The organism is Blastocatellia bacterium (assembly GCA_025054955.1).
GTDB lineage: Bacteria > Acidobacteriota > Blastocatellia > HR10 > J050 > JANWZE01.
Genome location: JANWZE010000114.1, coordinates 1 through 24902, shown reverse-complemented (window position 1 = coordinate 24902; position 24902 = coordinate 1). Strand labels below are relative to the sequence as shown.

19 protein-coding genes are annotated in these 24902 nt (G+C 56.4%); 11 read left to right on the top strand and 8 right to left on the bottom strand.

Annotated elements, in window-relative coordinates:
* Positions 1 to 15 precede the first annotated feature (15 nt).
* The 7 genes from NZ823_14760 (at position 16) to NZ823_14730 (ending at position 11260) form a co-directional block, all read left to right on the top strand.
* Positions 16 to 2904, top strand: coding sequence for an alpha-amylase family glycosyl hydrolase (locus NZ823_14760; GenBank protein ID MCS6806390.1), 2889 nt, complete (start codon positions 16 to 18; stop codon positions 2902 to 2904).
* A 187-nt stretch (positions 2905 to 3091) separates the two neighbouring features.
* Positions 3092 to 4435, top strand: a complete 1344-nt coding sequence (locus NZ823_14755; GenBank protein MCS6806389.1) for an SBBP repeat-containing protein — start codon at positions 3092 to 3094, stop codon at positions 4433 to 4435.
* Positions 4436 to 4530: 95 nt separating this feature from the next.
* Positions 4531 to 5769, top strand: coding sequence for an alpha/beta hydrolase-fold protein (locus tag NZ823_14750; protein MCS6806388.1), 1239 nt, complete (start codon positions 4531 to 4533; stop codon positions 5767 to 5769).
* A 91-nt stretch (positions 5770 to 5860) separates the two neighbouring features.
* The gene (malQ, locus tag NZ823_14745; GenBank protein ID MCS6806387.1) at positions 5861 to 7396 is read left to right on the top strand and encodes a 4-alpha-glucanotransferase; all 1536 of its coding nucleotides are present in this window, start codon (positions 5861 to 5863) and stop codon (positions 7394 to 7396) included.
* A 122-nt stretch (positions 7397 to 7518) separates the two neighbouring features.
* Positions 7519 to 8913, top strand: a complete 1395-nt coding sequence (locus tag NZ823_14740; protein MCS6806386.1) for an MFS transporter — start codon at positions 7519 to 7521, stop codon at positions 8911 to 8913.
* Between the two features lie 26 nt (positions 8914 to 8939).
* Positions 8940 to 9176 carry a hypothetical protein gene (locus NZ823_14735; protein ID MCS6806385.1) on the top strand — a complete coding sequence of 79 codons (237 nt, stop codon included), beginning with the start codon at positions 8940 to 8942 and terminating at the stop codon, positions 9174 to 9176.
* Positions 9177 to 9373: 197 nt separating this feature from the next.
* Positions 9374 to 11260: an alpha-amylase family glycosyl hydrolase gene (locus NZ823_14730; protein ID MCS6806384.1), complete on the top strand. Its 1887-nt coding sequence runs from the start codon at positions 9374 to 9376 to the stop codon at positions 11258 to 11260.
* 184 nt (positions 11261 to 11444) lie between these two features.
* On the opposite strand, the gene NZ823_14725 is transcribed toward NZ823_14730, so the two are convergent.
* The 3 genes from NZ823_14725 to NZ823_14715 all read right to left on the bottom strand — a co-directional run bounded on the left by NZ823_14725 (position 11445) and on the right by NZ823_14715 (position 15377).
* Positions 11445 to 12395, bottom strand: coding sequence for an aldo/keto reductase (locus NZ823_14725; GenBank protein MCS6806383.1), 951 nt, complete (start codon positions 12393 to 12395; stop codon positions 11445 to 11447).
* A 109-nt stretch (positions 12396 to 12504) separates the two neighbouring features.
* Positions 12505 to 13812 carry a carboxypeptidase-like regulatory domain-containing protein gene (locus NZ823_14720; GenBank protein MCS6806382.1) on the bottom strand — a complete coding sequence of 436 codons (1308 nt, stop codon included), beginning with the start codon at positions 13810 to 13812 and terminating at the stop codon, positions 12505 to 12507.
* 881 nt (positions 13813 to 14693) lie between these two features.
* Positions 14694 to 15377 (bottom strand): dienelactone hydrolase family protein, encoded by a 684-nt coding sequence (locus tag NZ823_14715; GenBank protein ID MCS6806381.1) that lies wholly within the window; start codon positions 15375 to 15377, stop codon positions 14694 to 14696.
* Positions 15378 to 15437: 60 nt separating this feature from the next.
* Here NZ823_14715 and NZ823_14710 point away from each other — a divergent pair, with 60 nt between their 5' ends.
* The 4 genes from NZ823_14710 (at position 15438) to NZ823_14695 (ending at position 19747) form a co-directional block, all read left to right on the top strand.
* Positions 15438 to 16058, top strand: coding sequence for a DNA-3-methyladenine glycosylase (locus tag NZ823_14710; GenBank protein MCS6806380.1), 621 nt, complete (start codon positions 15438 to 15440; stop codon positions 16056 to 16058).
* Positions 16059 to 16106: 48 nt separating this feature from the next.
* Positions 16107 to 16847, top strand: a complete 741-nt coding sequence (locus NZ823_14705) for an SDR family oxidoreductase (GenBank protein ID MCS6806379.1) — start codon at positions 16107 to 16109, stop codon at positions 16845 to 16847.
* Between the two features lie 188 nt (positions 16848 to 17035).
* Positions 17036 to 18235: an aminotransferase class V-fold PLP-dependent enzyme gene (locus tag NZ823_14700; GenBank protein ID MCS6806378.1), complete on the top strand. Its 1200-nt coding sequence runs from the start codon at positions 17036 to 17038 to the stop codon at positions 18233 to 18235.
* 30 nt (positions 18236 to 18265) lie between these two features.
* Positions 18266 to 19747 carry an NADH:flavin oxidoreductase gene (locus tag NZ823_14695; protein ID MCS6806377.1) on the top strand — a complete coding sequence of 494 codons (1482 nt, stop codon included), beginning with the start codon at positions 18266 to 18268 and terminating at the stop codon, positions 19745 to 19747.
* 91 nt (positions 19748 to 19838) lie between these two features.
* Here NZ823_14695 and NZ823_14690 read toward each other — a convergent pair whose 3' ends face one another.
* The 5 genes from NZ823_14690 to NZ823_14670 form a co-directional block, all read right to left on the bottom strand.
* Positions 19839 to 20912, bottom strand: a complete 1074-nt coding sequence (locus NZ823_14690) for a hypothetical protein (protein ID MCS6806376.1) — start codon at positions 20910 to 20912, stop codon at positions 19839 to 19841.
* 511 nt (positions 20913 to 21423) lie between these two features.
* On the bottom strand, positions 21424 to 21579 hold the full coding sequence (locus NZ823_14685; protein ID MCS6806375.1) for a hypothetical protein: 156 nt from the start codon (positions 21577 to 21579) through the stop codon (positions 21424 to 21426).
* 310 nt (positions 21580 to 21889) lie between these two features.
* The gene (locus NZ823_14680) at positions 21890 to 23257 is read right to left on the bottom strand and encodes an AAA family ATPase (GenBank protein MCS6806374.1); all 1368 of its coding nucleotides are present in this window, start codon (positions 23255 to 23257) and stop codon (positions 21890 to 21892) included.
* A 297-nt stretch (positions 23258 to 23554) separates the two neighbouring features.
* Positions 23555 to 23788 (bottom strand): DUF2283 domain-containing protein, encoded by a 234-nt coding sequence (locus tag NZ823_14675; protein ID MCS6806373.1) that lies wholly within the window; start codon positions 23786 to 23788, stop codon positions 23555 to 23557.
* A gap of 388 nt (positions 23789 to 24176) precedes the next feature.
* Positions 24177 to 24902 (bottom strand): DUF1998 domain-containing protein (locus tag NZ823_14670; GenBank protein ID MCS6806372.1); only part of this gene is annotated, 726 nt, incomplete at its 5' end.

Here is a 24902-nt window from a genome sequence, read left to right as displayed (position 1 = left end):
CTCATTAGGGCTGACATGGAACGATTCATCGCTCTGTGTGTGTTGCTCTCGTGCGCGCTTGGACTGGGCGTGTGCCACGCGCCGATCAATGCCCAGCGCAGTACTGGTGGCGCGCCGTCGGTTGTGTTGCAATGGTTTGAAACCAGCTATAGGGATTTGCAACGACGGTTGCCAGAGGTCGTGCAGATGGGGTACGGCGCAATCTATTTGCCGCCGCCCAATAAGGCCGGCTCTGGAGCGGCATCGGTCGGGTATGATCCGGCTGACCGGTTTGATTTCGGCGACCGGCTTGGATATGGCACGGTCAGCACGCGCTATGGCACCGCTCAAGAGCTGCTGGATCTGGTCAAGGCGGCGCATCAACTGGGATTGGAAGTTTATTTCGACACGGTGATGAATCATAACGCCAATCGCGGGGTGACGCGCATCAGCGGCTACCCGGACCTGATCCCGCAAGATTTTCACATCCGCTCTAACACCGATACGAGCAATTGCGAGATTCGGAATTTTGTGCCGCTCAGCGCCGAAATTTTCAATTGTGATCTGCTCGGGCTGGCCGACATTGCGCAAGAGGATGGCAACAACATCAGCGGCCCGCTTGATCCGCCGGGGCCGATTGGCTTGAACGAGTTCGGGAAGCCAACGTATGTGCGCCACCCACTGACGCCGCAGTATTATCCCGATGGTCGGCCGGTCAGTGAAGACGTGCGCCAATTCCTTCATCGTTGGGCGTGGTTCATGGGCGCGGTCATTGGCGCGGATGGTTACAGGCTGGATGCGGTCAAGCACACCATACCGGCGTTTTTTGGCGGCCCAGCGGAGCAGGTTGGCGGTCGGATGTCAGGTCCGCCGTTTCTGGAGGGATTGCATCGCGGCGTGCGCGCGCGCACGGGCCGCGATGCCGTTATCTTTGGCGAAAACCTATCGGCTGATGCCCGCGAGCTGGCCACCTACGCGCAGACCGGCATGGCGTTGTTGGACTATCCGCTCTATTTCACGCTCAACCGGGTGTTCAATACAGCCATTGGTGATCAGTCCATCGGGTTTTGGCTGGGCAATCCGCCGCGCCTCGATCAAGGCATCCGCTTCGCTTATGGCGGCCTTGATCCACGCATCGGTTTCACGTTCGTTCAGAATCATGACGTGCTGCCACCGCGAGCGAATAATCTGGCGCATGCATGGGTTCTAACGCGGCCCGGTCGCCCCATCGTCTACTTCGATGGCAATAACATTCCTGATGACGCGCGAACGAATTTTCCGCGGCCCGGTCGTACCGATGCGCTGGGTGAGGGAAGCAACCTGCTGCGAGCGCTCATTGACTTTCACAACGAATTTGCGCGCGGTGACATTGTCGTTCGCGCGACGGAAGAAGGGGCGGATGACGATGTCTTTGTTTTTGAGCGCGTCGTGGAGGGCAAGGGGCTGGCATTGGTTGCATTGAATGATCTAGCTGATTCCAATGATGCAGAGCAGGTCACTGTGACGACCTCATTTCCACCTGGCACGGTGTTGGTTGATTATGGTGGACAGATGCCGCCGGTTACAGTTGGCTCGGATCGTCGAGTGACCATCCGCGTGCCCAGTAACAACAACCCGGCTGATGATCCGCCCGGTCAGATTCGATTTGACAACAACGGTCGGGGGTTTGTGTTGTACGGACCGCGCAATCCCGGTGGACCACCTGACGGCTCACATCCCGTCCGCCTGGAGCAGCAAGGCGTCGTTCTGCCCTTGCAACCATTCCCCACTGCCGATGGACGATTTGCTGATCCGGAGCCGAACACGCGAGTGCATGCGCCAGTTGTCCGAGCGGACGTGATTACATTGCGCCTCTGCACGGATGGCACAGCCGCCGACGTTGTTGTGCAAATTGACGGAGCCGCGCTTCCATTGGCCGGACGAAGCCCGATTGCGGGCAGCCCCGAAGGATTGGCAGACGGCTTTGTGCGGGCGGATGCGCTCGGCGCTGGTCAGTTCCTCCTGCCCGATGTAGACCTTTCGAGTCTGAACGAAGGTTGGCATGTCGTCAAATTCCTGGCGTTCGGTGCGCCGGGCGATGGCGTTGCGCCGGTGTTTAACACCTTCACGCAAATTTTCTTGCTCGACCGACCCGATCGTTCAGAGCATGTAACCGACGGCAATATCGTCGGCGATTTCAGTGCTGAGCCGATCGCTGTGCAGATGGTTGATCCTGGCCCGCTCAATGGACAGAATGAGCTAAATGCATTGCTGGTGGAAGCTGACCGAACGAATCTCTACATCGGTCTCTCGGCGATTGTCCAGGGGCCGCACGCGACGGGCGTTGTTTTGTTCATTGATGTGGACTATGGGCGAGCCACAGGGCTGCGTGAGCTGGGACGCATTGATGATGATTCAGGTCCGGCGACGCGACTCATTTCCAGCACTGAGATCACCGCGCCGGACGAACGCTTCGGCGCTGAGTTTGTGGTAGCCACGTTGGGCGGAGCCGGGCTTTGCAGCGCGCCGGCTGCGCCGATTCGCAGCGGAGCGGCAACTGCTCCACCGGTAGCCGCCCGAGCCGGCCTGTATCGGATCAATCTGTCTGAGCTACGCGATCTGGTGGAGCTAGCTGCCGAAATCGCCTTTGATCCTGAGTATGTCGCGATGCGCGGGCCGGTGGCCGTCAATCCACCGACAGGCGCTGTGACGGATGGATTGGAAATTGCTATTCCATGGACGGCTTTGTTTGCGGATGGTCGCGTTCCGCCGGACGCGCGATTGGCATTGTTTGCCTACATCACGTATGGTGGCGAGTCAGGGCAGTTGACATCACCAAGTTCACCGGATCGGATTGAGTTTGGTGGTCGCTACCCGGCTGAAGTTTTTCCGACCAACCAGCGATTGTTTGGCGTTGTGCCCAGCACAATTTTCGTCCATGAATGAAGCACTCTCTGCGATGGGAGGTCGCTAAAGCAATGGATGTGAAGCGAGCGCGATGCGCTCTGGCTAGAGGCAACAATGAAAAATAAGCACCGATTTACTGATGGCTGATTGAAAATCTGACCGATTCAAAATCTGTTCATCAGTGCATCTGTGCATGCATTTTCGGAGGAGTTTTATGAGGGACAGTTTGAAGAAGAGAATGTTTGTTAGCTTGCTAGCGATGGTTTTTACGCTTACGTTAAGTGTGATCCGGTTCGGAGCGTCCGCTGCTGGACCGAATGAAATCGCCAGTTCGATTGTCGTTGACGCGGCCGGTTATGCGTATATCACCGGCTCGGTCTCAGACGGATCAAGCCATGACTACCTGACGACCAAATATGATCCAACCGGCGTGCCGGTATGGTCGGTTCGTTACGATGGTCCATCGCATGGTGATGATACGGCCAGCGCGGTGGCTGTTGACGCCGCTGGCCATGTCTATGTGACTGGTACCAGCCAGAATGACTATGCGACAGTCAAGTATGACGCCAATGGCGTCCAGCAGTGGGTCGCGCGGTACAACGGAACAGGCAACGATCTGGACATGGCGACAGCCATTGCGGTTGATGCCGCCGGCAATGTCTATGTCACAGGGCTGAGTGTGGCGCCTCGTGTGTCCAAGGATTATGTGACGATCAAGTACAATGCCGCTGGCGTTCAGCAGTGGGTCGCGCGTTATAACGGTCCTGGTGATGATCTGGACAAAGCGTTCGACTTGGCGATTGATGAAGCCGGCAACGTCTATGTCTCTGGTTTCAGCATTGGCGCCGGCACAGCCCGTGATTTTGCAACGATCAAGTACAGTGCCGATGGCGTCCAGCAGTGGGTGGCGCGGTACAACGGGCCAGGCAATGGCGCCGATGAGGTGACTGCGCTGGCTGTTGACCAACTTGGTAACGTCTATGTGACTGGTTACAGTGTCGGCGTGAATTCCTCCAGTGATTACACGACGATTAAATATCGGCCTGACGGCACGCAAGTGTGGATCGCACGTTACAATGGTCCGGACAATGGCATTGATGCGGCGACGGCCTTGACGCTTGACGCTGCCGGTAACGTCTATGTGACAGGCGCCAGTCAAGGCGTAGGGACGTTTGAAGATTACGCGACGGTGAAGTACAGCGCCGATGGCGTTCAGCAATGGGTCGCGCGGTACAACGGCCCTGGCAATGATGCCGACACCCCCAGCAGCATCGTCGTGGATGCACGCGGTCAGGTTTACGTGACCGGCGCGAGCGAAGGCGTTCATTCGTTGACCGATTACGCGACGGTGAAGTACAGCGCCGATGGTGTCCAGCAGTGGGTTGTCCGTTACAATGGCCCCGGCAATGATGTGGATCGAGCGACAGCGATGACGATTGATGCTGCGGGTCATATCTACGTGACGGGCAGCAGCGTTGGAGATGATCATTCTGCTGACTGGGCCACGATGAAGTACGATGGCGAAGGCATCGAGCAATGGGTCGCTCGGCTCAGTGGCGTGAAAAACTGACAGAGGAGTTGTTCATGTCATCGGTGACGACGCCCAGAAACGATGAAAAACACCACAGGCAGGAATGCCTGTGCCGCTTTTTCTGAGGAGCGCGTATGAAAGTCAGGTCTGTGTGGTCGGCTGTATTGATAACAGCGATGTGCAGTCCGCTGGCTATCCAGCCGATGCCTGTCAGCAGGGCGTTCACAGCGCCATGTCCTCCGTTTGACGAATTCCTTCAGCGGGTCAATGCCGCTGAAGGGCGAGCTGCCAAGCAGGCGCTGGTCAACCAGTTCATTGATTGCCTTCAAGACAAAAACACGCCAATCATCGAAGCCAGCGCCTCACAGGGATTCGGCCGAGCGGTGTTTCTCTATCAAGGGCCTGCGACCAGGGCCGCCATTGCCGGCGACATGAACGGTTGGAATCCCAACACGCAACCGATGACACACGTGGCGGAGACCGACCTGTTTTATTTTGCTCGCGAGTTCGAGCTGGATGCGCGACTCGATTACAAGCTGGTCATCAACGGCAGCACGTGGATTCTCGATCCGCTTAACGAGCGCACGATGCCGAGCGGCTTCGGCCCGAACTCGCAATTCTGGATGCCCGATTATGTGCCGCCGCCCGAGGTGGAGTTTTATCCAGGCATACCGCACGGCCAAATCGAAACGTTTTCACTCACAAGCAATATCCTACGCACTACGCGAACGATCAGCGTTTATCTGCCGCCGGATTACCGTCAATCGTCAGACCGCTACCCTGTCCTGTATGTGCATGACGGAGCGGACTACCTCAGTTTTGCCAAAATCAACAACATCGTTGATTATTTGATCAATCAGAAAACGATTCCGCCAATCATCGTGGTGATGGTGCCGCCGGTGCAACGGACAAGTGAGTACAACATGAACCCGGCATTCGTGGAATTTTTCGTCAACGAAGTGGTGGCCACCATTGATGAGCGCTATCGAACCAAGCCATCGGCGGCATTTCGCGGGTTGCTTGGCGATTCATTAGGCGGGCTGGCAGCAGTCTATATGGCGCTGACTCGTCCTGACGTTTTTGGCAAATCGGCGGGGCAATCCGGCGCCTATTTCGACCGACTGCTGCAACTGATCAGCGCGACCGACAAGAAGGATGTCGTGTTTCATCTGGATGTCGGCACGTATGAAACCAACGTCTCCGGATTTAATTTGCTGGAATCCAATCGCCGGCTGCGCCAGATCATGACGCAGAAAGGCTATGCATTTCGCTACATCGAAGTTCACGAAGGTCATAGTTGGGGAAGTTGGCGGGCGCGGATTGATGATGCGTTGAAGTTGTTCTGGGGCGTCAGCGGGCAACACTCCAGATGAGCGTCGCCAGCGCACTGGCGCGGGAGCGGCTCCTCACCGCACGTTACTCGATGCGCGCCCTTGTGCCCGATGGCAGTGGTGGAATGCCTGCATGAAATTTCCTAGATCAAGCGGAATCCTATTGCATCCGACATCGCTGCCGGGACGATATGGTATCGGCGAGCTGGGCCAGCAGGCGTATCGGTTCGTTGATTTCCTGCGCGACGCTGGGCAACGATTGTGGCAGGTCTTGCCGCTGGGCCCGACCGGATACGGCGATTCTCCTTATCAATGTTTCTCAGCATTTGCTGGGAATCCGTTGCTCATCAGCCTGGATCAACTGGTTCGAGATGGCTGGCTGTTGCCACGTGATGTGAAAACGGCGCCGTCATTGCCAGATGATCACGTCGAATATGGCGCAGTGATCGCGTTCAAGTTACCGCTGCTCCGGCGCGCTTACCAGAGGTTCCACGCTCGCGCTTCCCTTCGGGAGCGACGCGCATTCACGGCCTTTTGTCGGCAGCATGCTTCGTGGCTGGATGATTATGCGTTGTTCATGTCGCTCAAGCAGGTTTACGAGCATGCCGCTTGGACGCAGTGGGACAACGACATCAAACGGCGCGAACCAAGCGCGATCAACCGTTGGCGTCGGCGCTTGAAAAGCGAAATCCAATGCCACAAGTTTGTGCAGTATCAGTTTTTCAAACAGTGGGAGGCGCTGCGGCAGTATTGCCACGAGCAAGGCATTCGCATCATGGGTGATATGCCGATCTACGTCGCTCACGATAGCGCCGATGTCTGGGCGCATCCGGAATGGTTTGAGTTGAACGCGGATGGGACGCCGGCGATGGTGGCGGGTGTGCCGCCAGATTATTTCAGCGCCACGGGTCAGTTGTGGGGCAATCCGCTCTATCGTTGGAAGGTGATGGCCAGAACAGGCTACCTGTGGTGGATTGAGCGACTGAAGTTGGCGTTGTCGCTGGTGGACATCGTTCGGCTTGATCATTTTCGCGGGTTTGAGGCCTACTGGGCTGTGCCGGGGCATGAAACAACAGCCGTCAATGGCCGATGGAAAAAGGGGCCAGGCGCAGCGTTGTTCAAAGCCCTGCAACGCGCGCTCGATGAGTTGCCGATCGTCGCGGAGAATTTGGGCGTCATCACCCCGAGCGTGGAAGCGATACGACATCGCTTCGGCTTTCCTGGCATGGCTGTCTTGCAATTTGCCTTCGGCGGCGATCCGCAAGCGGGGACGTTCCTGCCGCACAATTACGTTCGTCATCTGGTTGCCTACACCGGCACGCATGACAATGATACGACCATCGGGTGGTGGACGAGCGCAGGCGCAGGCCATAGCACGCGAACGCCGGAGCAGATCGAGCGCGAGCGCGCCTTCGCGTTGAATTACCTCAATACGGATGGGCGAGAGATGAATTGGGTCTTCATCCGCGCATTGCTCGCATCGGTCGCCGATGTGGTCATGATCCCGCTTCAAGACGTATTGGGGTTGGGCAGCGAAGCGCGGATGAACGTGCCGGCTCGACCGAGCGGCAATTGGCGCTGGCGATTTCAGGCTCACATGCTCACGCCGCAGCTTCGTGACCGGCTCAAGCAGTTGACGATACTCTATGGCCGCGCCAGCAGCCAGTGAGCGGCAAGAGAGCGCGAACCGCCACTCATGAGCGGTGTGATTCCTCCACACTCATGAGGCCATGCGCAGGCGTTTTGTGGCTGCATGGTGACTGCCTTTGAGGAGGGATTCAAGAGAGAGTGATGGACAAACCGCGATTGAGCTTCTGGCAAATCTGGAACATGAGCTTTGGCTTTCTCGGCATCCAGTTCGGCTGGGGCTTGCAGATGGCCAATATGAGCGCCATCTACGAATATCTAGGCGCCGAGGCTCACCAAATTCCTATTCTCTGGCTGGCCGCGCCCCTGACCGGCTTGATCGTGCAACCGATTGTCGGGCACATGAGCGACCGCACCTGGAACCGGCTGGGACGCCGACGGCCATACTTTCTGATAGGGGCAATACTGAGTTCGGTGGCGCTGATCTTGATGCCTAACTCATCGGCGTTGTGGATGGCCGCCGGGTTACTCTGGATTCTGGATGCTTCTATCAACATCAGCATGGAACCATTCCGCGCCTTTGTTGCTGACCTGCTACCGGAAGAGCAACGCACGCGCGGATTCGCTATGCAAAGCCTGTTCATTGGTCTGGGCGCAGTGATCGCTTCGGCGCTGCCCTGGCTGCTGACCAATCTGGTTGGCATACAAAGCACGGCCGATGGCGAGCACGCAATTCCGCTGACGGTGAAACTCTCTTTTTACATTGGCGCGGCAGCCTTCTTCGGAGCTGTTCTGTGGACTATCGTCAGCACCAGAGAATACCCGCCCGATGACATGGATGCCTTCATGAAGGTGAGGGCGGAAAAGAGGGGTGTCTTGGGCCACGCGCGCGAAATCTTCAGGTCCATCGCCGGCATGCCGCAAACCATGAAGCAACTGGCGTGGGTGCAGGTCTGTACCTGGCTGGGACTGTTTTGCATGTGGCTCTATTTCCCTGTGGCCGTCGCCCGCAATGTGTTCGGTGCCTTGGACGAGAAATCACCCGCCTACACCGAAGGCGTCGAATGGGCCGGGATTTGTTTTGCCATGTACTCGGCGGTCTGTTTCGTCTTCTCATTTGTGCTGCCCACGCTGGCGCGGTTGACGAGCCGGAAGATAACCCACACGCTCTGTCTGCTATGCGGCGCAGCCGGGCTGCTGTCGGTGGCGTTCATTCACAACAAGTATCTCCTGCTGCTTTCAATGACGGGCGTGGGCATCGCGTGGGCCAGCATCCTGGCCATGCCTTATGCGATCTTAGCCGGCTCACTCCCGCCGGCAAAGATGGGCCTCTACATGGGCATCTTCAACTTCTTCATCGTCCTTCCTGAAATCGCGGCTTCGCTCGTCTTTGGTTGGGTCATGCAGCATCTACTGAACAACAATCGCCTCTCGGCGGTCATCGTTGGCGGTGTGTTCATGATGATGGCGGCAGTGCTCGTGCAGCGGGTGAAAGATGTGACAGCGGAGCAAGAGCGGGCGGCGCCGTCGCTTGTGGCCATGACGCCGGACGTTCCAGGAGCACGGGAAGTCGCTCCGTCTCAAGAGGAGCAAACGTGATAGAGTGAGTCGCGGGGTGAACACCAATGAGTCAGACATTGACACTGGAACTGCCCGATGAAGTTTACGAAGCTGTCCGGCAGGCAGCGACGGCGACCGGCGAAACTCCGGCTGAGTGGCTCGTGAAAGGCCTGGGGCAGCGCTTCGGCGGGCGTGATGGTTCCGCCGAATGCGACGAGCAGCCGCTTGAAGGGCAATTCTCAAAGGAACTCTTGCCAACGGTCCAAGCGGAACGCGGGATCATAGAAGCCATTGTTAGTTAAGTAATCAATTGGGGAGTGGCGTTTTTTTGTTGGTGGCAGAACGCGGGATCATAGAAGTCTGACCACCGACCGTCACTTTGAGCAAGCCGGCTTCATTCGGTGACTGAAATAGGGAACTATTTGCCATAGCTATGATACAACTGCGACACCGCCAAGTTCTCCTGTTCGTATGCCTCATCCTTGCAGTAACAACCTCAATGCAGATAAGCAGGGCTGGGGCTTCTGCGCTCTACCACTCACAAGCGGCCGGCGCGCCGGAGGTGTTGAAGGTCGAGCCGCCCAATTGGTGGGTCGGCCATTCACTCAATCCGGTGCGGGTGATGATCCGTGGACGGAATCTCACAGGCGCGCGTGTTGACGTCTCAGGTAGTGGCGTGCAGGTTGGCCTAGTGCGCGTCAACGCCGCTGGCACGTACGTGTTCGTTGATCTGCGCATTGACCCGCAAGCTACACCAGGCAGTCGCCAGATCAAAATCACAACCGAGAGCGGCTCAGCAACTGCGTCATTCAGCCTGCTCGTGCCATTGCCTCGTCAAGGGCGATTTCAGGGCTTCTCGCCGGACGATGTCATCTACCTGATCATGCCCGACCGATTTTGCAATGGCGATCCTTCAAATGATGATCCGGCTATCTCACGCGGACTATTGAACCGGCAGAAAAGTCGCTACTATCACGGCGGCGATTTGCAAGGCATTATCAATCGGCTGCCCTATCTGAAGCAGCTCGGCGTGACGGCCATCTGGCTCAATCCGATCTATGACAACGTGAATCATCTGAATGAACGCGAGACTTACAACAACGAAGCGATCACCGACTACCACGGCTACGGTGCTGTTGACTTCTATGCAGTAGATGAGCATTTCGGAGACGTAGCCAAGTTCCGCCAGCTCGTTGAAGCCGCCCACCGACACGGCCTCAAGATCATTCAGGATCAAGTGGCCAATCACACCGGCCCCTATCACCCCTGGGTGAACGATCCGCCGACGCCCACCTGGTACAACGGCACGGAAGCCAACCATCTGGCCAACACTTGGCAAGTGTGGACGCTGATGGACCCATACGCTACGCCAGCATCCCAGCGAGAGACGCTCGATGGATGGTTTATCAACATCCTCCCGGACTTGAATCAAAATGACGAAGAGGTCGCCCGTTACATCATCCAAAATTCGCTCTGGTGGTTGGGCATCTCCGGCGTGGATGGTATCCGGCAAGATACGTTGCCCTATGTGCCGCGTTGGTTTTGGCGCCAGTGGATGACAGCCATCAAGCGGGAATATCCGACTGTGACGGTCGTCGGCGAACTGTTTGATGGCGACCCGGCGCTGGTCTCGTTCTTTCAAGGCGGTCAGCCGCGCTTCGATGGCATTGATACAAGAATAGACGCGCTCTTCGATTTTCCTTTGCACTTTCCGCTTCGCCGCGCATTCGCTCAGGGGAAACCGATTCGGGAAGTCGCCATGATGCTGGCCCGCGATCATCTTTACGTGAATCCCAATTTGCTGGTGACGTTCCTTGGTTTACATGATGTGCCGCGCTTCATGAATGAGCCGGGTGCGACCATTGAAGGATTGAAACTGGCCTTCACATTTCTCATGACGACACGCGGCATTCCATTGATTTACTACGGCGACGAAATCGCCATGCCGGGCGGCGGCGATCCAGACAACCGTCGCGATTTTCCCGGCGGCTGGCCCGATGATCCGCGCAACGCATTCGAAGCGTCGGGCCGCACTGCCGATCAACAGGCTGTGTTCGAGCATGTCCGCAAGCTGACCATGTTGCGCGCTGAATTAGAGCCATTGCGACGCGGTCAACTGGCTCATCTTGTTGTGACCGAGCAAACCTACGCGTATGCCCGTTTGACGCGGACTGAGTCGGTGGTCGTGGCGTTCAATAACGATACCAAGCCAGCCACGATTGAAATCCCGGCAGCAGCAGCTCGGCTTGATGATGGAACGGTTCTTAAAGATCGGCTCAATGCAGTTCCAGATTCTCGCGTGGACGGCGGCAAGCTCAAAGTCACCCTGCCGCCTCGTGCGGCTGCGCTTTTGGTCAAGAGCTCTGTTGGCAGCACACCGCGATGAGGCGCGTGTCAGCAGCACGCGCGCGGCAGGGCGCTGGCTGAGGCATTCCTTGATACCAATAGTCCCGAGAAAGGCTCCGTTTGATGAAGCGATATGGAGAGCAAGCGCAGGACGTCCTAGGGCGGTTTGTGAGTGAGTTTATCCTAAGCGTGCGCTCGCGGGATAAACTTATTCACAAACGACTCTAGGCGACGGCGGCTTCCAGTAATCGAACCTCTTCCGCCGTGAGCGCCGGCCCGTCGCCGGCAGCTACGTTTTCACCGAGCTGTTCCGGAGTCTTAGCGCCGGGAATGACGGTCGAGACAGCCGAAAAACTCAAACAATACTGCAACGCCAGATGCGTCAGCGGACGATTCAACTGTTGCGCGATGCCTTTCAATCGCTCGACTTGTTCGAGCGTTCGGCGAATCTGTTCGGGCGGTTGTTTTGAGCGATGATCGTCTGGCGAAAATTGAACCTCCGGCCCGAATTTTCCCGTCAGAAAACCAGAGGCCAACGGCACACGCGCAATGATGCCAATGTTGTGAGCCTGTGCGAGCGGAAATAAGCCGGTTGCCGCTTCGCGTTGCAACAAATTGAACAAGACTTGTAGCGCGTCGCCGCGACCGGTCTCGATAACAGAGATGCCGTGTTCCCATGGGCCGACCGAAACACCATAGAAGCGAATCTTGCCTTCGTCTTTCAATCGCTCGAAGACATCAAACAGGTCTGCCGTGTAGTGGAAGTCTCGGTCGGGCGAATGCAATTGGTAGAGGTCAATGTAATCGGTCTGGAGTCGTTGCAGGCTCGCTTCGACAGCTTGGCGCACCCATTCCGGCGAGAAATCTTTGAACCAGCCACGTTCCGGCGTCTCGCGATTGCCAACTTTCGTGGCAATGATGACGCGGTCACGGTTGTTTTTGAAAGCTTGTCCAATCAGCTCTTCGCTGTGACCGTTGCCGTAGACATCAGCCGTATCAATGAAGTTCACGCCAAGGTCTAAACAGGCAGCAAGCGTTCGCAGCGAAATCGTATCATCGGTTGCGCCCCAGCCAATCGGCCTGCCCCCAAGCGTGGATGGACCACCGATAGCCCAAGCGCCGAAACCAATAGCTGAGACGCGCAATCCGGTTCGACCGAGGGTTCGATATTGCATAATTGTGTAGTGCTCCTTGGCATCACCGCCGAGGCGCGGAAGCGCGTCAGGTGAAGAAACGATCTCTGCTGCGCTTCCATGCCCCTGCGGCAGGATACGTCCGGTTCAGTTAGAACGATTGTTGAGAGAGCGATTGCAACCGCTCCAGCCATTTCTGCGCCGGTTTTTTGCCACCGGGCGCTGCGGCTGGCTCGGCCTCAACCGTATAGTTCGTTCCGCTCAACACGCGCAGTTGATACATGCCGGCGCTGTTTGTCTCCGTGCTGACACCAAACGCGACATTCGGAGTGTTCGTAATCGTAGTCGAGAAGGCGCCAACAACAGCGCCGGCCACCGGCTGCCCTTGTTGGGTTCGGACTGTTCCAGAGATGACGACGACAGCCGGCGTATTGGGAACGGTGAAGTCCCTAGTTTGATTCCCGGCTACCGTCAACGATTGGAACGGGAAGGGAAAAATCAAGCTCCCCTCTTGCCCTTGTCCCAGATCAATATCAGTGATGGCGCCAACGTTGTATGTGCCGGCTGGGATAGTCATCCGGTACTGGCCGGTCGTAGTTTGTTCGGGGACCGTTGAAGTCGCGCTGGTCGCCTGTAGTGGGTTGTTGACGTTCGTCGTGGCAGAGACCACAGCCCCTGGGACCGGTGAACCGTTAGCGCGTCTGACCACGCCCGAAAGGTTCACGCCATTGGGCAACGTGAAATTGAACGTCTGTGGCCCACTGACGGTGACCGTCCCCATGGCAATGAACAAACCTTGTTCAATCCCGCCTGGTTGAGATACGTTAGGCGAAATGCTAACGAAATAGCTTGCTGCCGGCAGTGCCAGGTTGTAGCTTCCATCCAGCTCAGTGACCGCTTGGATTCTCCCGTCTGACGAGGTGAAGTTGATGCCACCCCGCGGAGGGAAGGCGCTCGAACCAGTGACATTGCCGGACACAGCAAACGTTGGAGGCAGCGGCGGCAACACCAGATTGCGTGTCGTGTTGCCATTGATCGTGACCATGATGCCCAGGTTCTGCTCGATGAAATACGTGTCACCTGTCATGAAGTCAAGAACCAACCGAGTGACACTCAAACTGTAGGTGCCGGCAGGTAACACGATGGAATAGGTGCCACCCAAGCCTTGTGGTGTGATGGGGCCGCTATAGGCAGCGTTCGATGACTGTGCAGTGACTGTGCCGCCCAACAAAGGAACGCCACCCGTGCCGGTGATATTTCCGGACAAAATGAATCCGCTCGGCAAGGTCAGGTTGAGCGTGATGTTCGTCGTGGCATTCACGTTCGTTACTGTGGTGGGAAGTAAATTGCTTTGATTTTGAGCTTGTGTGTTCCAAGATGAACTCGTGAAAAGAAACGTGATGAACAAACTAACCAGCATGAATCGAAACAGCTTCATTGTACCAACTACTCCTATCATGATTTTCTCCTTACTGGATTCCTTCGCTTCCCAACGATGTTTGGTTTAAGCGGACGCCTGATCGTTGGCTGATCCCGCATGTCATATCTGGTTTTGTATCGCAGTTGCTAGGACACTTCAACCGCCACAGTCATGTTACTCATCAAATTATGAGTTTGTGCGTCACATTGGTGTAATGATACCTCCTCATAGGGGATTCTCTGTACCGGGCTGCCACAAAAGTAGACCACCGGTGCTTCAACGTCAAGTGTGTGACTCGGAAATCGCGGTAGTCGGGAGCTTTTAGGGGAAGTAGCCCACGAGACACACGAACGACACAAAAGAATTCCATTACATCTAGTGGCGTGCGAAGGTTCTTGGAAGATTCCTCTCATAGTGGCACACGTAGGGCTTGCGCTGGAGGCGCAAGCAGAAGGGAGCCAGACGTGCAACGTCTGAGACAGCAGGTCAAATAAATATTTGTAGCGCGTTGGAGACGCGCCAGAGCAGCGCATTGGCAACCAGCGATTGGAGAGCATGAACGGGCCGATGGGGAACGGGTGGCGCCTCTCCAAGGCGCACTGGAGACCGGGGGATGATACGTCACCCAGACGTTTCACGTCTGGCGACCTTCTTGCGGCGTCTACCGACGCTGCGTCCGGGGCGGTGATTGTCCACATTCTCGATATGAGACCGGCGACCTTCTTGCGGCGTCTACCGACGCTGCGTCCCGAATTCGTTCCTTTAGACTTTATGATATAGGTTTCGTCGTGTCAGCGACGGTTGAATCCCGCCTCCGTCATAGACAGCTCTCAATTTGCGCGGACCAAGCGAAACAACACCCTCACTTATTTTGCAGCGTGCCCTCGCTTTTGAATGATTCCGCCAAGAAGTGGCCAAATTTATTTGCTCAAATGTTGCCGATAGAAGGCCAGGACACGACGCCAAGCATCCTCGGCAGCTTCTTTGTTGTAGACCTCTGGGCGAGAATCATTGAAGAACGCATGTTCCAGGCCGGGATAGATATGCACCTCCGCCGTCTTGCCCAGTGCTTTCAGCTTGTCCTCAAGCTCACGCGCGGCTGAGACTGGAACAAAGGCATCCCGTTCGGCGAACAGACCGAGAAAAGCTCCTTGCAGTTCCTCTAGCGGCGGATGAACATTGGGATGAATGCCGTAGAAATTGACGCAGGCGGCGATCTGCGGGTTTTTGCACGCTGCATAGAGTGAGAGTTGGCCGCCCATGCAAAAACCGATGCTGCCCACCTTGTCGCCAGTGGTGGCGGGGTGATCAATCAAGTATTGAACAGCGCCGCGCAGCTCTTTTTCGACTTCATCAATGCGCAAGGCCATCATCAGTTTGCCTGCTTCATCCGGTGATGTGGTTGCCTGTCCGTGATACAGGTCTGGCGCCAGCGCAACGAATCCTTCGCCGGCCAGCCGGTCGGCAACCTCTTTGATGTGTGGAACAAGTCCCCACCACTCTTGAATGACAATGACACCAGGACCCTGGCCTGAAGCGGGGATGGATAAGTAGCCAGGACACGTCCCTCCGTTGACTTGAAACTCAATCATTTCCCCTGACATCAAGATTGTTCCTCCTCAGTGCAAAAATAATCAGGCGACAAGTCTATTGGATTTTGCCCGATGTATCAATATCATATAGCACGCATGAAGCTGAACCGGTTACCACGATCGTTTTATGATCGTCCTGCGGTGGACGTCGCCCGCGATCTGTTAGGCAAAGTCTTGGTTCATCAGTTGCCCGATGAAAAACGTGTCGGGCGGATTGTCGAGACCGAAGCCTACGTCGGTCCGGAGGACCGCGCCTGTCATGCGTCGCGGGGCAGAACCAATCGCACAGCCGTGATGTTTGGCCCGCCGGGCTTTGCTTATGTTTATCTGATTTACGGCATGTATGACTGTTTTAATATCGTCACCGAGCGCGATGGTTTTCCTGCTGCTGTGTTGATTCGAGCATTGGAGCCGGTCTCTGCGCCCGAACTGTCCGTTCCATACGATCAGCGTCGTCAGTGGGAACGGATTGCCAGCGGACCGGGCAAACTGACGCGCTTTATGCGAATTGATCGAAGATTGAATGGCGCTGATTTGTGCGGCTCGGTGCTGTATCTGGAAGACTGGGGCCACGTCATCGAACCGCAGGAGATTGTCGTCACAACCCGAATCAATGTTGACTACGCCGGCGAGTGGAAAGACAAACCGCTTCGATTTTATCTGAAGCACAGTCCGAGCGTCTCACGGCGGTAGCGAGTGATCGGTCGCTGAGCGTTGGGAATCGAGAAGTATCAAGGCCGTATGCACATCCAAGATAAAGTGGCACTGATTACAGGCGGCGCTAGAATCGGGCGCACTGTGGCCGTCACGTTGGCGCAAGCGGGCGCTGATGTGGTGCTGACTTACCATCGTTCGCGTGACATCGCTCAGGCCACTGTGCGGGATGTGCAGCAACAGGGGCGTCGCGCCATAGCCGTGCAAACGGACGTATCGCAGGCTGAGCAAGTGCGCGCCCTGGTCGCGCAGGCGCTCTCGGTGTTTGACGGCATAGATATTCTCATCTACATGGCATCGGTCTACGAGCACAAATCCTACGAGGACCTGACCGAAGCCGATTGGGACCGCAATTTGAATGTGGATCTGAAGGGAGCGTTCCTTTGTGTGCGCGAAGTCGAATCAAGCATGAAAGCGCGTGGCGGTGGTCGGATCATCACGGTGGCCGATTGGGGAGCTGCCAGCGGGCGTCCGCGGTATCGCGGCTATCTGCCTTACTATGTGGCGAAATATGGTCTGATTGGGCTAACACAGGCGCTGGCGCTTGAACTGGCTTCGTTCAACATCTTGGTCAATTGCATTGCGCCGGGGCCAATCCTGCCGCCACCCACGACGACGCCGGAGCAAGATGCTGCCATTCGAGCGGCAACACCGCTCGGTCATTGGGGCGGCGCCGAAGAAGTTGCAAAAGTGGTCGTAGCGTTAATTGAATCGGAGTTCATCACCGGCGAGTGCATTCGCGTGGATGGAGGCAAACATCTTCGTTGATCAGCTCAGGACGATTGAGCTATGTTATCCCAGACGACACCTACAGGCCGTCTAGCGGGTTCTAGAGCCGATGCTTCTATGGCTGGTTTCAGCCGATGGTATGCTTGACGTTCGTGATCAATTTTGAGTCTTCCAGCCGATGGTATGCTTGACGTTCGTGATCAATTTTGACTCTTTCAGCCGATGCTATGCTTGATGTTCGTGATCAGTTCCCTGGAGTGAACGATAAGATTTTTCTTGATGCAGCCTGTGTGAGTTTAGCGCCGAAGGTCGCCGTCGAAGCTATCCAGTCGTTCTTGGAGATGACGTTGCGCTGTCCGAGCCGATCCTCAACTGAGCTGCATATTGTGATGGATCAGCAACGCGCCGAAGCTCGTCCGCAACTTGCGCGGCTGATTAACGCGCATGCCGATGAAATTGCGCTCGTCGAAAGCACGACGCATGGACTCAACATCGCCGCCGAAGCGTTGCCGCTCGTGCGTGGTGATCGCGTGCTGTTGTCCGATTTGGAGTTTTTGCAAGTGGCTCTGCCGTGGCGTCAGAAGCAGCAGAGGGCAGGCATCGAGGTTGAAGTTGTGCCCAATCGTGACGGCGTGATTCAGATTCAGGACATCGCCGACTGGCTCACGCCTCGGACGAAGGCCGTTGTGATCAGCTCGGTTCAGTGGAGCAACGGTTTTCGCTGTGATTTGGCGGCGCTCAGCCGGTTGTGTCGTGAGCAGCGTGTCTGGCTCGTGGTGGATGCCATTCAGCACATTGGTGCGATGCCGATGGATGTGCAGGCCACACCAATTGATCTGCTCGCTTGTGGTGGACATAAATGGTTGAATGCGCCATTTGGCTGCGGCTTTCTCTACATACGTCGTGATGTCATGGAGCAATTGAAGCCGCCGCTTGGCGGCTATTTGAGTTTGCAATCCCCGCGCGGCGGCTGGGGGCAGTATTTTCAAACGCCTTCCATCAGGCCCATGCAGAACCATTCGCTTGTCAGCCAAGCGCGTCGCTATGAGGTTGGCGGCACGGCCAATTATCCCGGCGCGATTGGACTGGCTGCCTCAGTCACACTGATTAACGAGCTGGGACCAGCGCGTATTGCTGAGCATATCTACGCGCTGACGGATCGTTTGATCGCCGGCTTGCAAACGCTTGGCGTGCAGGTTGTAACACCGATTGAGCGCGAGTATCGTTCCGGCATTGTCACATTCAGCGTCGGTTCAGCGCAGGAGAATGTCGCGCTGATGGAGTGGTTGCTTGATCATGATGTGCTGGTGTCGGTGCGGTACACGTCGCAGGTGGGCGGCGTGCGTGTCTCGTGCCATTTCTTCAACTCACCTGAGGAGATTGACCGGCTGCTCAATTTGGTCGAAGATCATTGCGGGCGACACTGAATCACTCAACCAGACGAGCGACAGACGACGATGTGGCATCCTGAGAATCCCATTCGACACCCACTGCCCGAAGCGCGGTGGCCGACCGCCGATGAAGCGGCGCGTTCACGCTTGTTCAGTCCAATCCAAGTGGGTTCGGTGACATTGGAATCACGGACGTGGGTTCCGGCTATGGTCCCGTGGCGCGCTACTGAAGAGGGATACGTCACGCCCGAAATTCTGGCGTGGTACGCTCGATTTGCTGCGGGTCAACCCGCTGCCATCGTTGTGGAAGCCACCGGCGTGCGTGACATTCCCAGTGGACCACTGCTGCGCATTGGGCATGATCGGTTTATTCCCGGACTGCGGCAGTTAGTCGAGACCGTGCGCCATGAAAGTCGCGGTCGAACGCGCCTGTTCATTCAAATCATTGACTTCCTCACAGTGAAGCGACGACCTGCTCCGGCCACCTACTTTCAACGATTTTTTGTGGTCACCGAGCGGCATCGGCGCGCGCTGGTCGAGCTGAGTGGTGATGAGCGCTGGCTCCACGCTGATGAGCAGGAGATTCGTTCATTTCTCGCTTCGGCCTCCGATCAATGGCATGATCGCATCCTGAACGAACGCGAATTGGAATCGCTGCGCTATGGCTATCGCGAGCGCGTCACTGACATGCACCTACCTCATATTCGTGAATTGCCACAGGTCTTGCCGGATATTTTCGCCGCCGCCGCTGCGCGAGCCAGGGAGGCTGGTTTCGACGGGGTCGAATTGCATTACGCGCATGCGTACACGATGGCCTCGTTTCTCAGCGCCCGCAATGACCGTGCGGATGGATATGGTGGGCCGCGTGAGCATCGTGTGCGATTGCCGCTGGAGGTCTATCAGGCTGTGCGCGAGCGAGTCGGGCATGATTATGTCGTCGGCGTTCGCTTCCTCGGTGACGAGGTGATCGAAGGGGGCAATCGGATTGACGACGCTGTCTATTTTGCCGTCGAATTTGCCAAAGCCGGATTCGATTTTCTTTCAGTCTCCAAAGGCGGCAAATTTGAAGACGCCAAACAACCCCGCATTGGTTGGGCTGTATATCCCTACACGGGGCCGAGCGGCTACGAGTGCATGCCGACGGTGCTGTCAGATGAACGCGGACCCTTTGGGCGCAATGTGCCGTTGGCTGCGGCCATCAAGCGCGCCGTCAATCAAGCTGGCTATACCACACCGGTGGTCACATCGGGCGGCATCTGCACGTTCCAGCAAGCTGAAGGCATTCTCCAACGCGGCGAAGCCGACATCATTGCAGCAGCTCGCCAATCGTTGGCTGACCCTGATTGGTTCTTGAAGATGCGGCTGGGGCGTGGCGCCGAGATTCGCCGCTGCCAATTCACCAACTATTGCGAAGGGCTGGATCAAATGCACAAGAAAGTGACCTGCAAACTGTGGGACCGGACGCAACTAGATGAGCCGGGCATTTCGATTGAAGATGGCCGCCGCTTGACTGCGCCACGATGGAATGCCGAGCAGCGGACGAGTTAGGTTGGCTGGCAAGAAGTCGCTTGTGCAGCGATGCCGCCGCGCCGCTACGACGAAGAGAAGTTCATCGGCGTGTAACCCCTTGAGGCCTTATTTATTCCACCCAATCAGCGATGAAGATATTTGTGTCGTTCGGCTTGCGATTCATGCGATTCGATGCGAACACGAGTTTCTTTCCATCTCTGCTGAACATCGGGAAGCCATCGAATCCATCAAAGAATGTGATCTGTTTGAGACCTGTCCCATCTTCGTTGATCATCCACAGATTGAAATCTGGGCGACGACGATTGGGGCTATTCAGACTCGAACAGAAAATGATTCGTTTATTGTCGGGGTGATAAAACGGAGCAAAGTTGGCTGCCTCATTATGCGTGATCTGACGTTTATTGCTGCCGTCGGCGTTCATCACCATGATCTGAAAGTTGGAGGGCTCGATCAATTCTTCGGCCAGCAGGTCTTTGTAGCGCCGCACTGCTTCGGGCGTTTTCGGATGGTATGAGCGATAGACGATTTTCTTGCCGTCCCACGAAAAGAACGGTCCTCCATCGTAGCCCAGCTCGGTGGTCAGTTGTTGCAAGCCGGTGCCATCCAGATTGACGGTGTAAATATCCAGATCACCGTTGCGCATCGAGGTGAATACGATTTTATCTTTCTTGGGCGAGATCGTAGCTTCGGCGTCATAACCGGGGGCGGGCAAGAACGGCTTCGGATTGGAACCGTCGGCATTGGCTACGTACAGATCGAACGAGTTGTAAACTTTCCAAACATAACCTTTCGAGAAATCGGCCTTCGGCGGGCACTCAGGGCTGGCTGCGTGGGTTGAAGCGTAAATGATTTTCTTGCCATCGGGGAAGAAGTAAGCGCAGGTGGTTCGTCCTTTGCCGGTGCTAACCAGCTTCATGTTGGAGCCGTCCAGGTTCATCGTGAAGATTTGATCGCACTGATAGGGGCCATGAGTTGATTGGAAGATGAGTTTGTTATCTTTGAAATTGAAATACGCTTCAGCATTTTCGCCCTCGACGGTCAGCATGCGAATGTTCTTGAAATGCTTCTCGCCGGGGTAGATCAGATTTGCATTTTTTGTCTCCGGCTTGTGTGCTGGGTGGACGATCATTAGACCAGCAAGCCAGCACCCGATCATCAAAGTAGCGATGTAGAATTTTTGCATAGACCCTCCATTTGTTTTGAAGCCTTATCTTAGAACGTCTTCAAAGGCGAGTACAAGGTGGAGCGGCAAAAATTGCGGGCGTCTCGTGATAGCCGGAGTGTGGTTTGCCTCAGCGCGTGACAGATGAGGGTGATCGTCAAATTTCCCATCAATCGAGGGCGCGTGCGGTCCACCATCCACGCAGGTTGCCGGCGTCAATGAGAGGCTGTAAGCATCCACCGATAAGCTGGCCAACAGTGAATATCCTGGGGCGGATCAGCAGGCGTGCGGTCACGGGTCAGGGTCAGAAGCCACCGTTTGGCGCGTGGCCATCGGCGTCCGGCGTCTCGTAAGGCGCGCACCTCACGGGTAGCGGCTTCAGCGTCGCCGGAATCACCGCAGAGGAAGGCCGAGCTGAGCCCCTTCCAGCTCCGCTAAGCGCTCACCCTCAAAGTTGACATAAGGGATTGCTGTCCGAGCGCCGCCGTGCGCCAGATATTCACTCCGCAGTTGGTACACGAACGTCGTCTTTTCAGCCCGCCGCACGCCCAGCACTGAAGTCACCTTTCCCTGGCACGTGCACAGGCTCGGAGACGCGGCGCGGCGTCCCTTCGGGCAAAGGGCCTTCCAGCGAAGCAACAAGCGCTTCGGCCAATGCGTCGCGGGTGAGGCTGGTGGGGGCTGCCATGAAAATTCTCCTTGTGCAAAGGAATCGCCCATGAGCTCCGCGCTCGCCACGGACCATGAAAATACAATTCTTTCGTGAGCTTCGTGTGTTTCGTGGGCGATTTTCTTATGCTCCGCGCACGCTGCGAAGCATGAAAATGATTATTCTCAAGGAGAGACATGGCTAGCTCTGGCGGCAACTGACGGAGCAAGTCTTCAGCCTTTGCATTGCTTTCTCTCCTTTTCTCAGGTCATGTTCCCCAACGCTGATGGCCCGGCTCTTCAAAGGGCGGGTTGAGGATGGGGTTGTCAACGAGGGGAGACGTGTGATCTCACCTCATCAACAAGAGTGATGAAAGGGGGAGAGGTACGATGCGAGGGTCAGTGACTGATACTGCATCCGAGAGAGTGACAAGGACGCCAAACGGAGCCTGGTAAACCGTCTTTTCAATGAACGCTCGCAGCCCCAAAGTATCGCGATGTTCGTCAATGTGCTGCCGATACTTGACCTCCAAAGGTATGCGGTGTTCACCCACTGTCATGACAAAATCCACTTCTGGCTCCATTCCTCGCTCCGGAAACCATGCGAGATCCAATCCGGGAATGGTGCCGAGAAAATAACCGACAATGCTCTCCGCGATATGCCCCGCCAGGTTGCTCATGTGGGGTGCAGTTTGTAGACCTTCAGGTGTGAGGGGGATCACTTCCTGCAGCCAACTCGCGCGCAGGGAGTGGTCGCACAAGCAAATCTTAGGGCGTCCTTTACGCCGTTTCAACCGAAGTTCCAACGGCTGCACCAACCGAATGAGCAACGTGTCATTCAGGAAGCGAAGGTAAGCCAGCACGCGCTGCCAGCCCACGTTAGCGGTCAAAGCCATCCGCAGTTCTTGCGCAAAAATGGACTGCCCCGGCGACTGACCCGCATAGCGGCAGCAGAGGCGAAAGATTTCCTCCAACAGGTCCTGGTCACGCTTGCGTCCGCGTTCACCCAGGCGCAAATCATGTTGAATCACTCGACGAATGACCGTTTCGTTCAACTGGTCTGCCACCTCTTCCCACGGGCGGTCGGTGCGCGCCTGGGCGACGGGATAACCGCCGCGCTCGGAAAAGGCAGCAAAGCCTTGGTTACGTATCGTGCGATGCCGCAGGCCATAGTCCCGCAGTTCTTCCCAAAACACGCGTTCCTTGAGGACTTTTAGCCCGTTGAGTGGAAGCAGGGGATCCAACGTGCCCCATCCGCGCATCGCTGCAACTTCACGCAGCAACAAGGTCCCCAGTTCCAACGTGGAAATTCTCCCCGCCAAACTGTCGCGCCCGTGTTCGATGCGCAATGCAGAACTGCCTGTCAGAAGCACCCGCACGGCGTGATGGTCCACCAGGGCTTTCACTTGCGGCGCCCAGTCGGACAAGTTCTGCACCTCGTCAAAAAACAGAAAGACGGGTTTCCCTTTGTGTGCCCAGGCATTGAAAGAGTCGCCCAGGATGCGGCTCTCGAACCAACGGCATAGGCTGAGGATGGGATCGTCCAACCCTTTGAGAGAAGGAATCTCGTCAAACTGCACGCGGAAGATCCGCCTTGGGTCCACGTCCTCCCGATGCAACAGGTGGTCAATGATATGCTCCTGCAACGTGGTTTTCCCTACCTGACGCGGACCACGCAGCACCGTCACAGCCGACAGCCCTGATTTGAGACGCTGCAACGTATGCTCAAACAGCCAGCGGCGAAAAGGAGGGAGGGGTCGCATGGGCTGGCCTCGCCACCAGGGGTTGATGTCATACAGAAAAGCCTCTAAGTTCGCTCCTAATGACGCACCAAACAACGTATTTTCAACTCTGCTCTCCTTCATTCCCTACCCACCCCTTCCGTTCTTTCCGCCGCCCCATCTGAAATTCACCGCTCATATTACTCCATCCCTCCCGAAAATCAATCACCTTCACGGTAATGCCTCGGTGCTCGCCTGGCTGGAAGGGAAACGAGATGGTGCCGCGCATTTTCGCTACGGCGGCCCAGCGGCGGCAGGTGTTGCCAGCGCGACGTTCTCCAAGATGACCCGTCGGAACACTTCCGAGTCGCCAAAGCGTTTGCGCGCGTCCAGGATTTCTATGCCAGCAATCCGACCATCCGCCGCATAGTCCACCACAATCCCTTCGGCCACATGCTCGGTGGTCACAGTGGTTTCAATGAAACGGATGTACAGCGCGTCCGCTTCGGTATCGTATGTGATTCTCATGGCTTCAGGTCTCCTGATTAGAGATAGTACACACAAACGGTGATCACTACAATCTCCTCAGCCTCCTCCACAAAGATAGGCCGAACTCGTTTTGTGGCATAGAATCTGCCATTCCAAATCTTATCCGTAAGCGAAATCTTTTCGACACTCCAACCGTCCCCGTTCGGTTGGCTCCCACGGGGCAGTCTCAATCGCTTCAACAACCTCCTGCTCTGACGCCCCGCGATAGTGCATGTTCTCACGGGCATGCCCTCAAAGACGAATCGGTTTCATTGTTTGTAAGCTACCTCGCCTAATGGTACCACTCGCACCACCTCATTCCCGCGAAAATCAATCACCTTCACCGCGACGCCCCCTACAAAGAACATGGTCGTTTTCTACTCAACTGTTATTGGCCCCCAAAGATCTCAGGATGCCGGTTTATCTGCCCCAGCAGGTCCTGGTCGTAACGGATCACGATCACCCGGTATCCGCGCCGAATCAGCTCGCTTCGCAGTTCCTGATCGTGGGCCGATTGATCTGGCTGGTCATGCACCGCGCCGTCGCAAAACACACAGACATTCGGTGCATAGAAAAAGTCCGGTATGCACCGTGGCGACGTGATCGGCTTCTGTGCTTCATCGGGTAATCGGTAGTTTCCCTCAGCCAGCGCCTGCAAGAACCGGCGTTCGAGTTCAGAGCGAGAGTCGGTCAGCGACCACAACCACACGAGATGTTCTTGTCGGGACCGGCCCTGCACACGAAGTTCGGTCCGGCTCGCGGCCAAATCCAGAAGCATTTGCTGAATCTTGTGTCGGTCAAGGACTAGCGCCTCCTGCTGGTTCCCGAAGTTCAGGAGACACTCGTAACAGGCTGCGTGGCAATCGGGCTTCACGTCGTTGCCGGTGGCATCGAAATGGCAGATCTCCAGCGCGCAGCGGGCCACCTCAGATAGAGCGTCGGGCTCCTCGATGAGCCTTCGCAATACCCCGGCGCCGCCTTCTGCTGCTTCGTAGATCAGGATGGCTCGATGCTCATCCCTGCCGACGGGTTCGGCGCCAAGTTCGGTCTCTTCGAGCTGAAAGGCTTCTTCCAGTCCGCGCTTGAGCGCGTATCGCAGCGTTGCTTCCAGCGC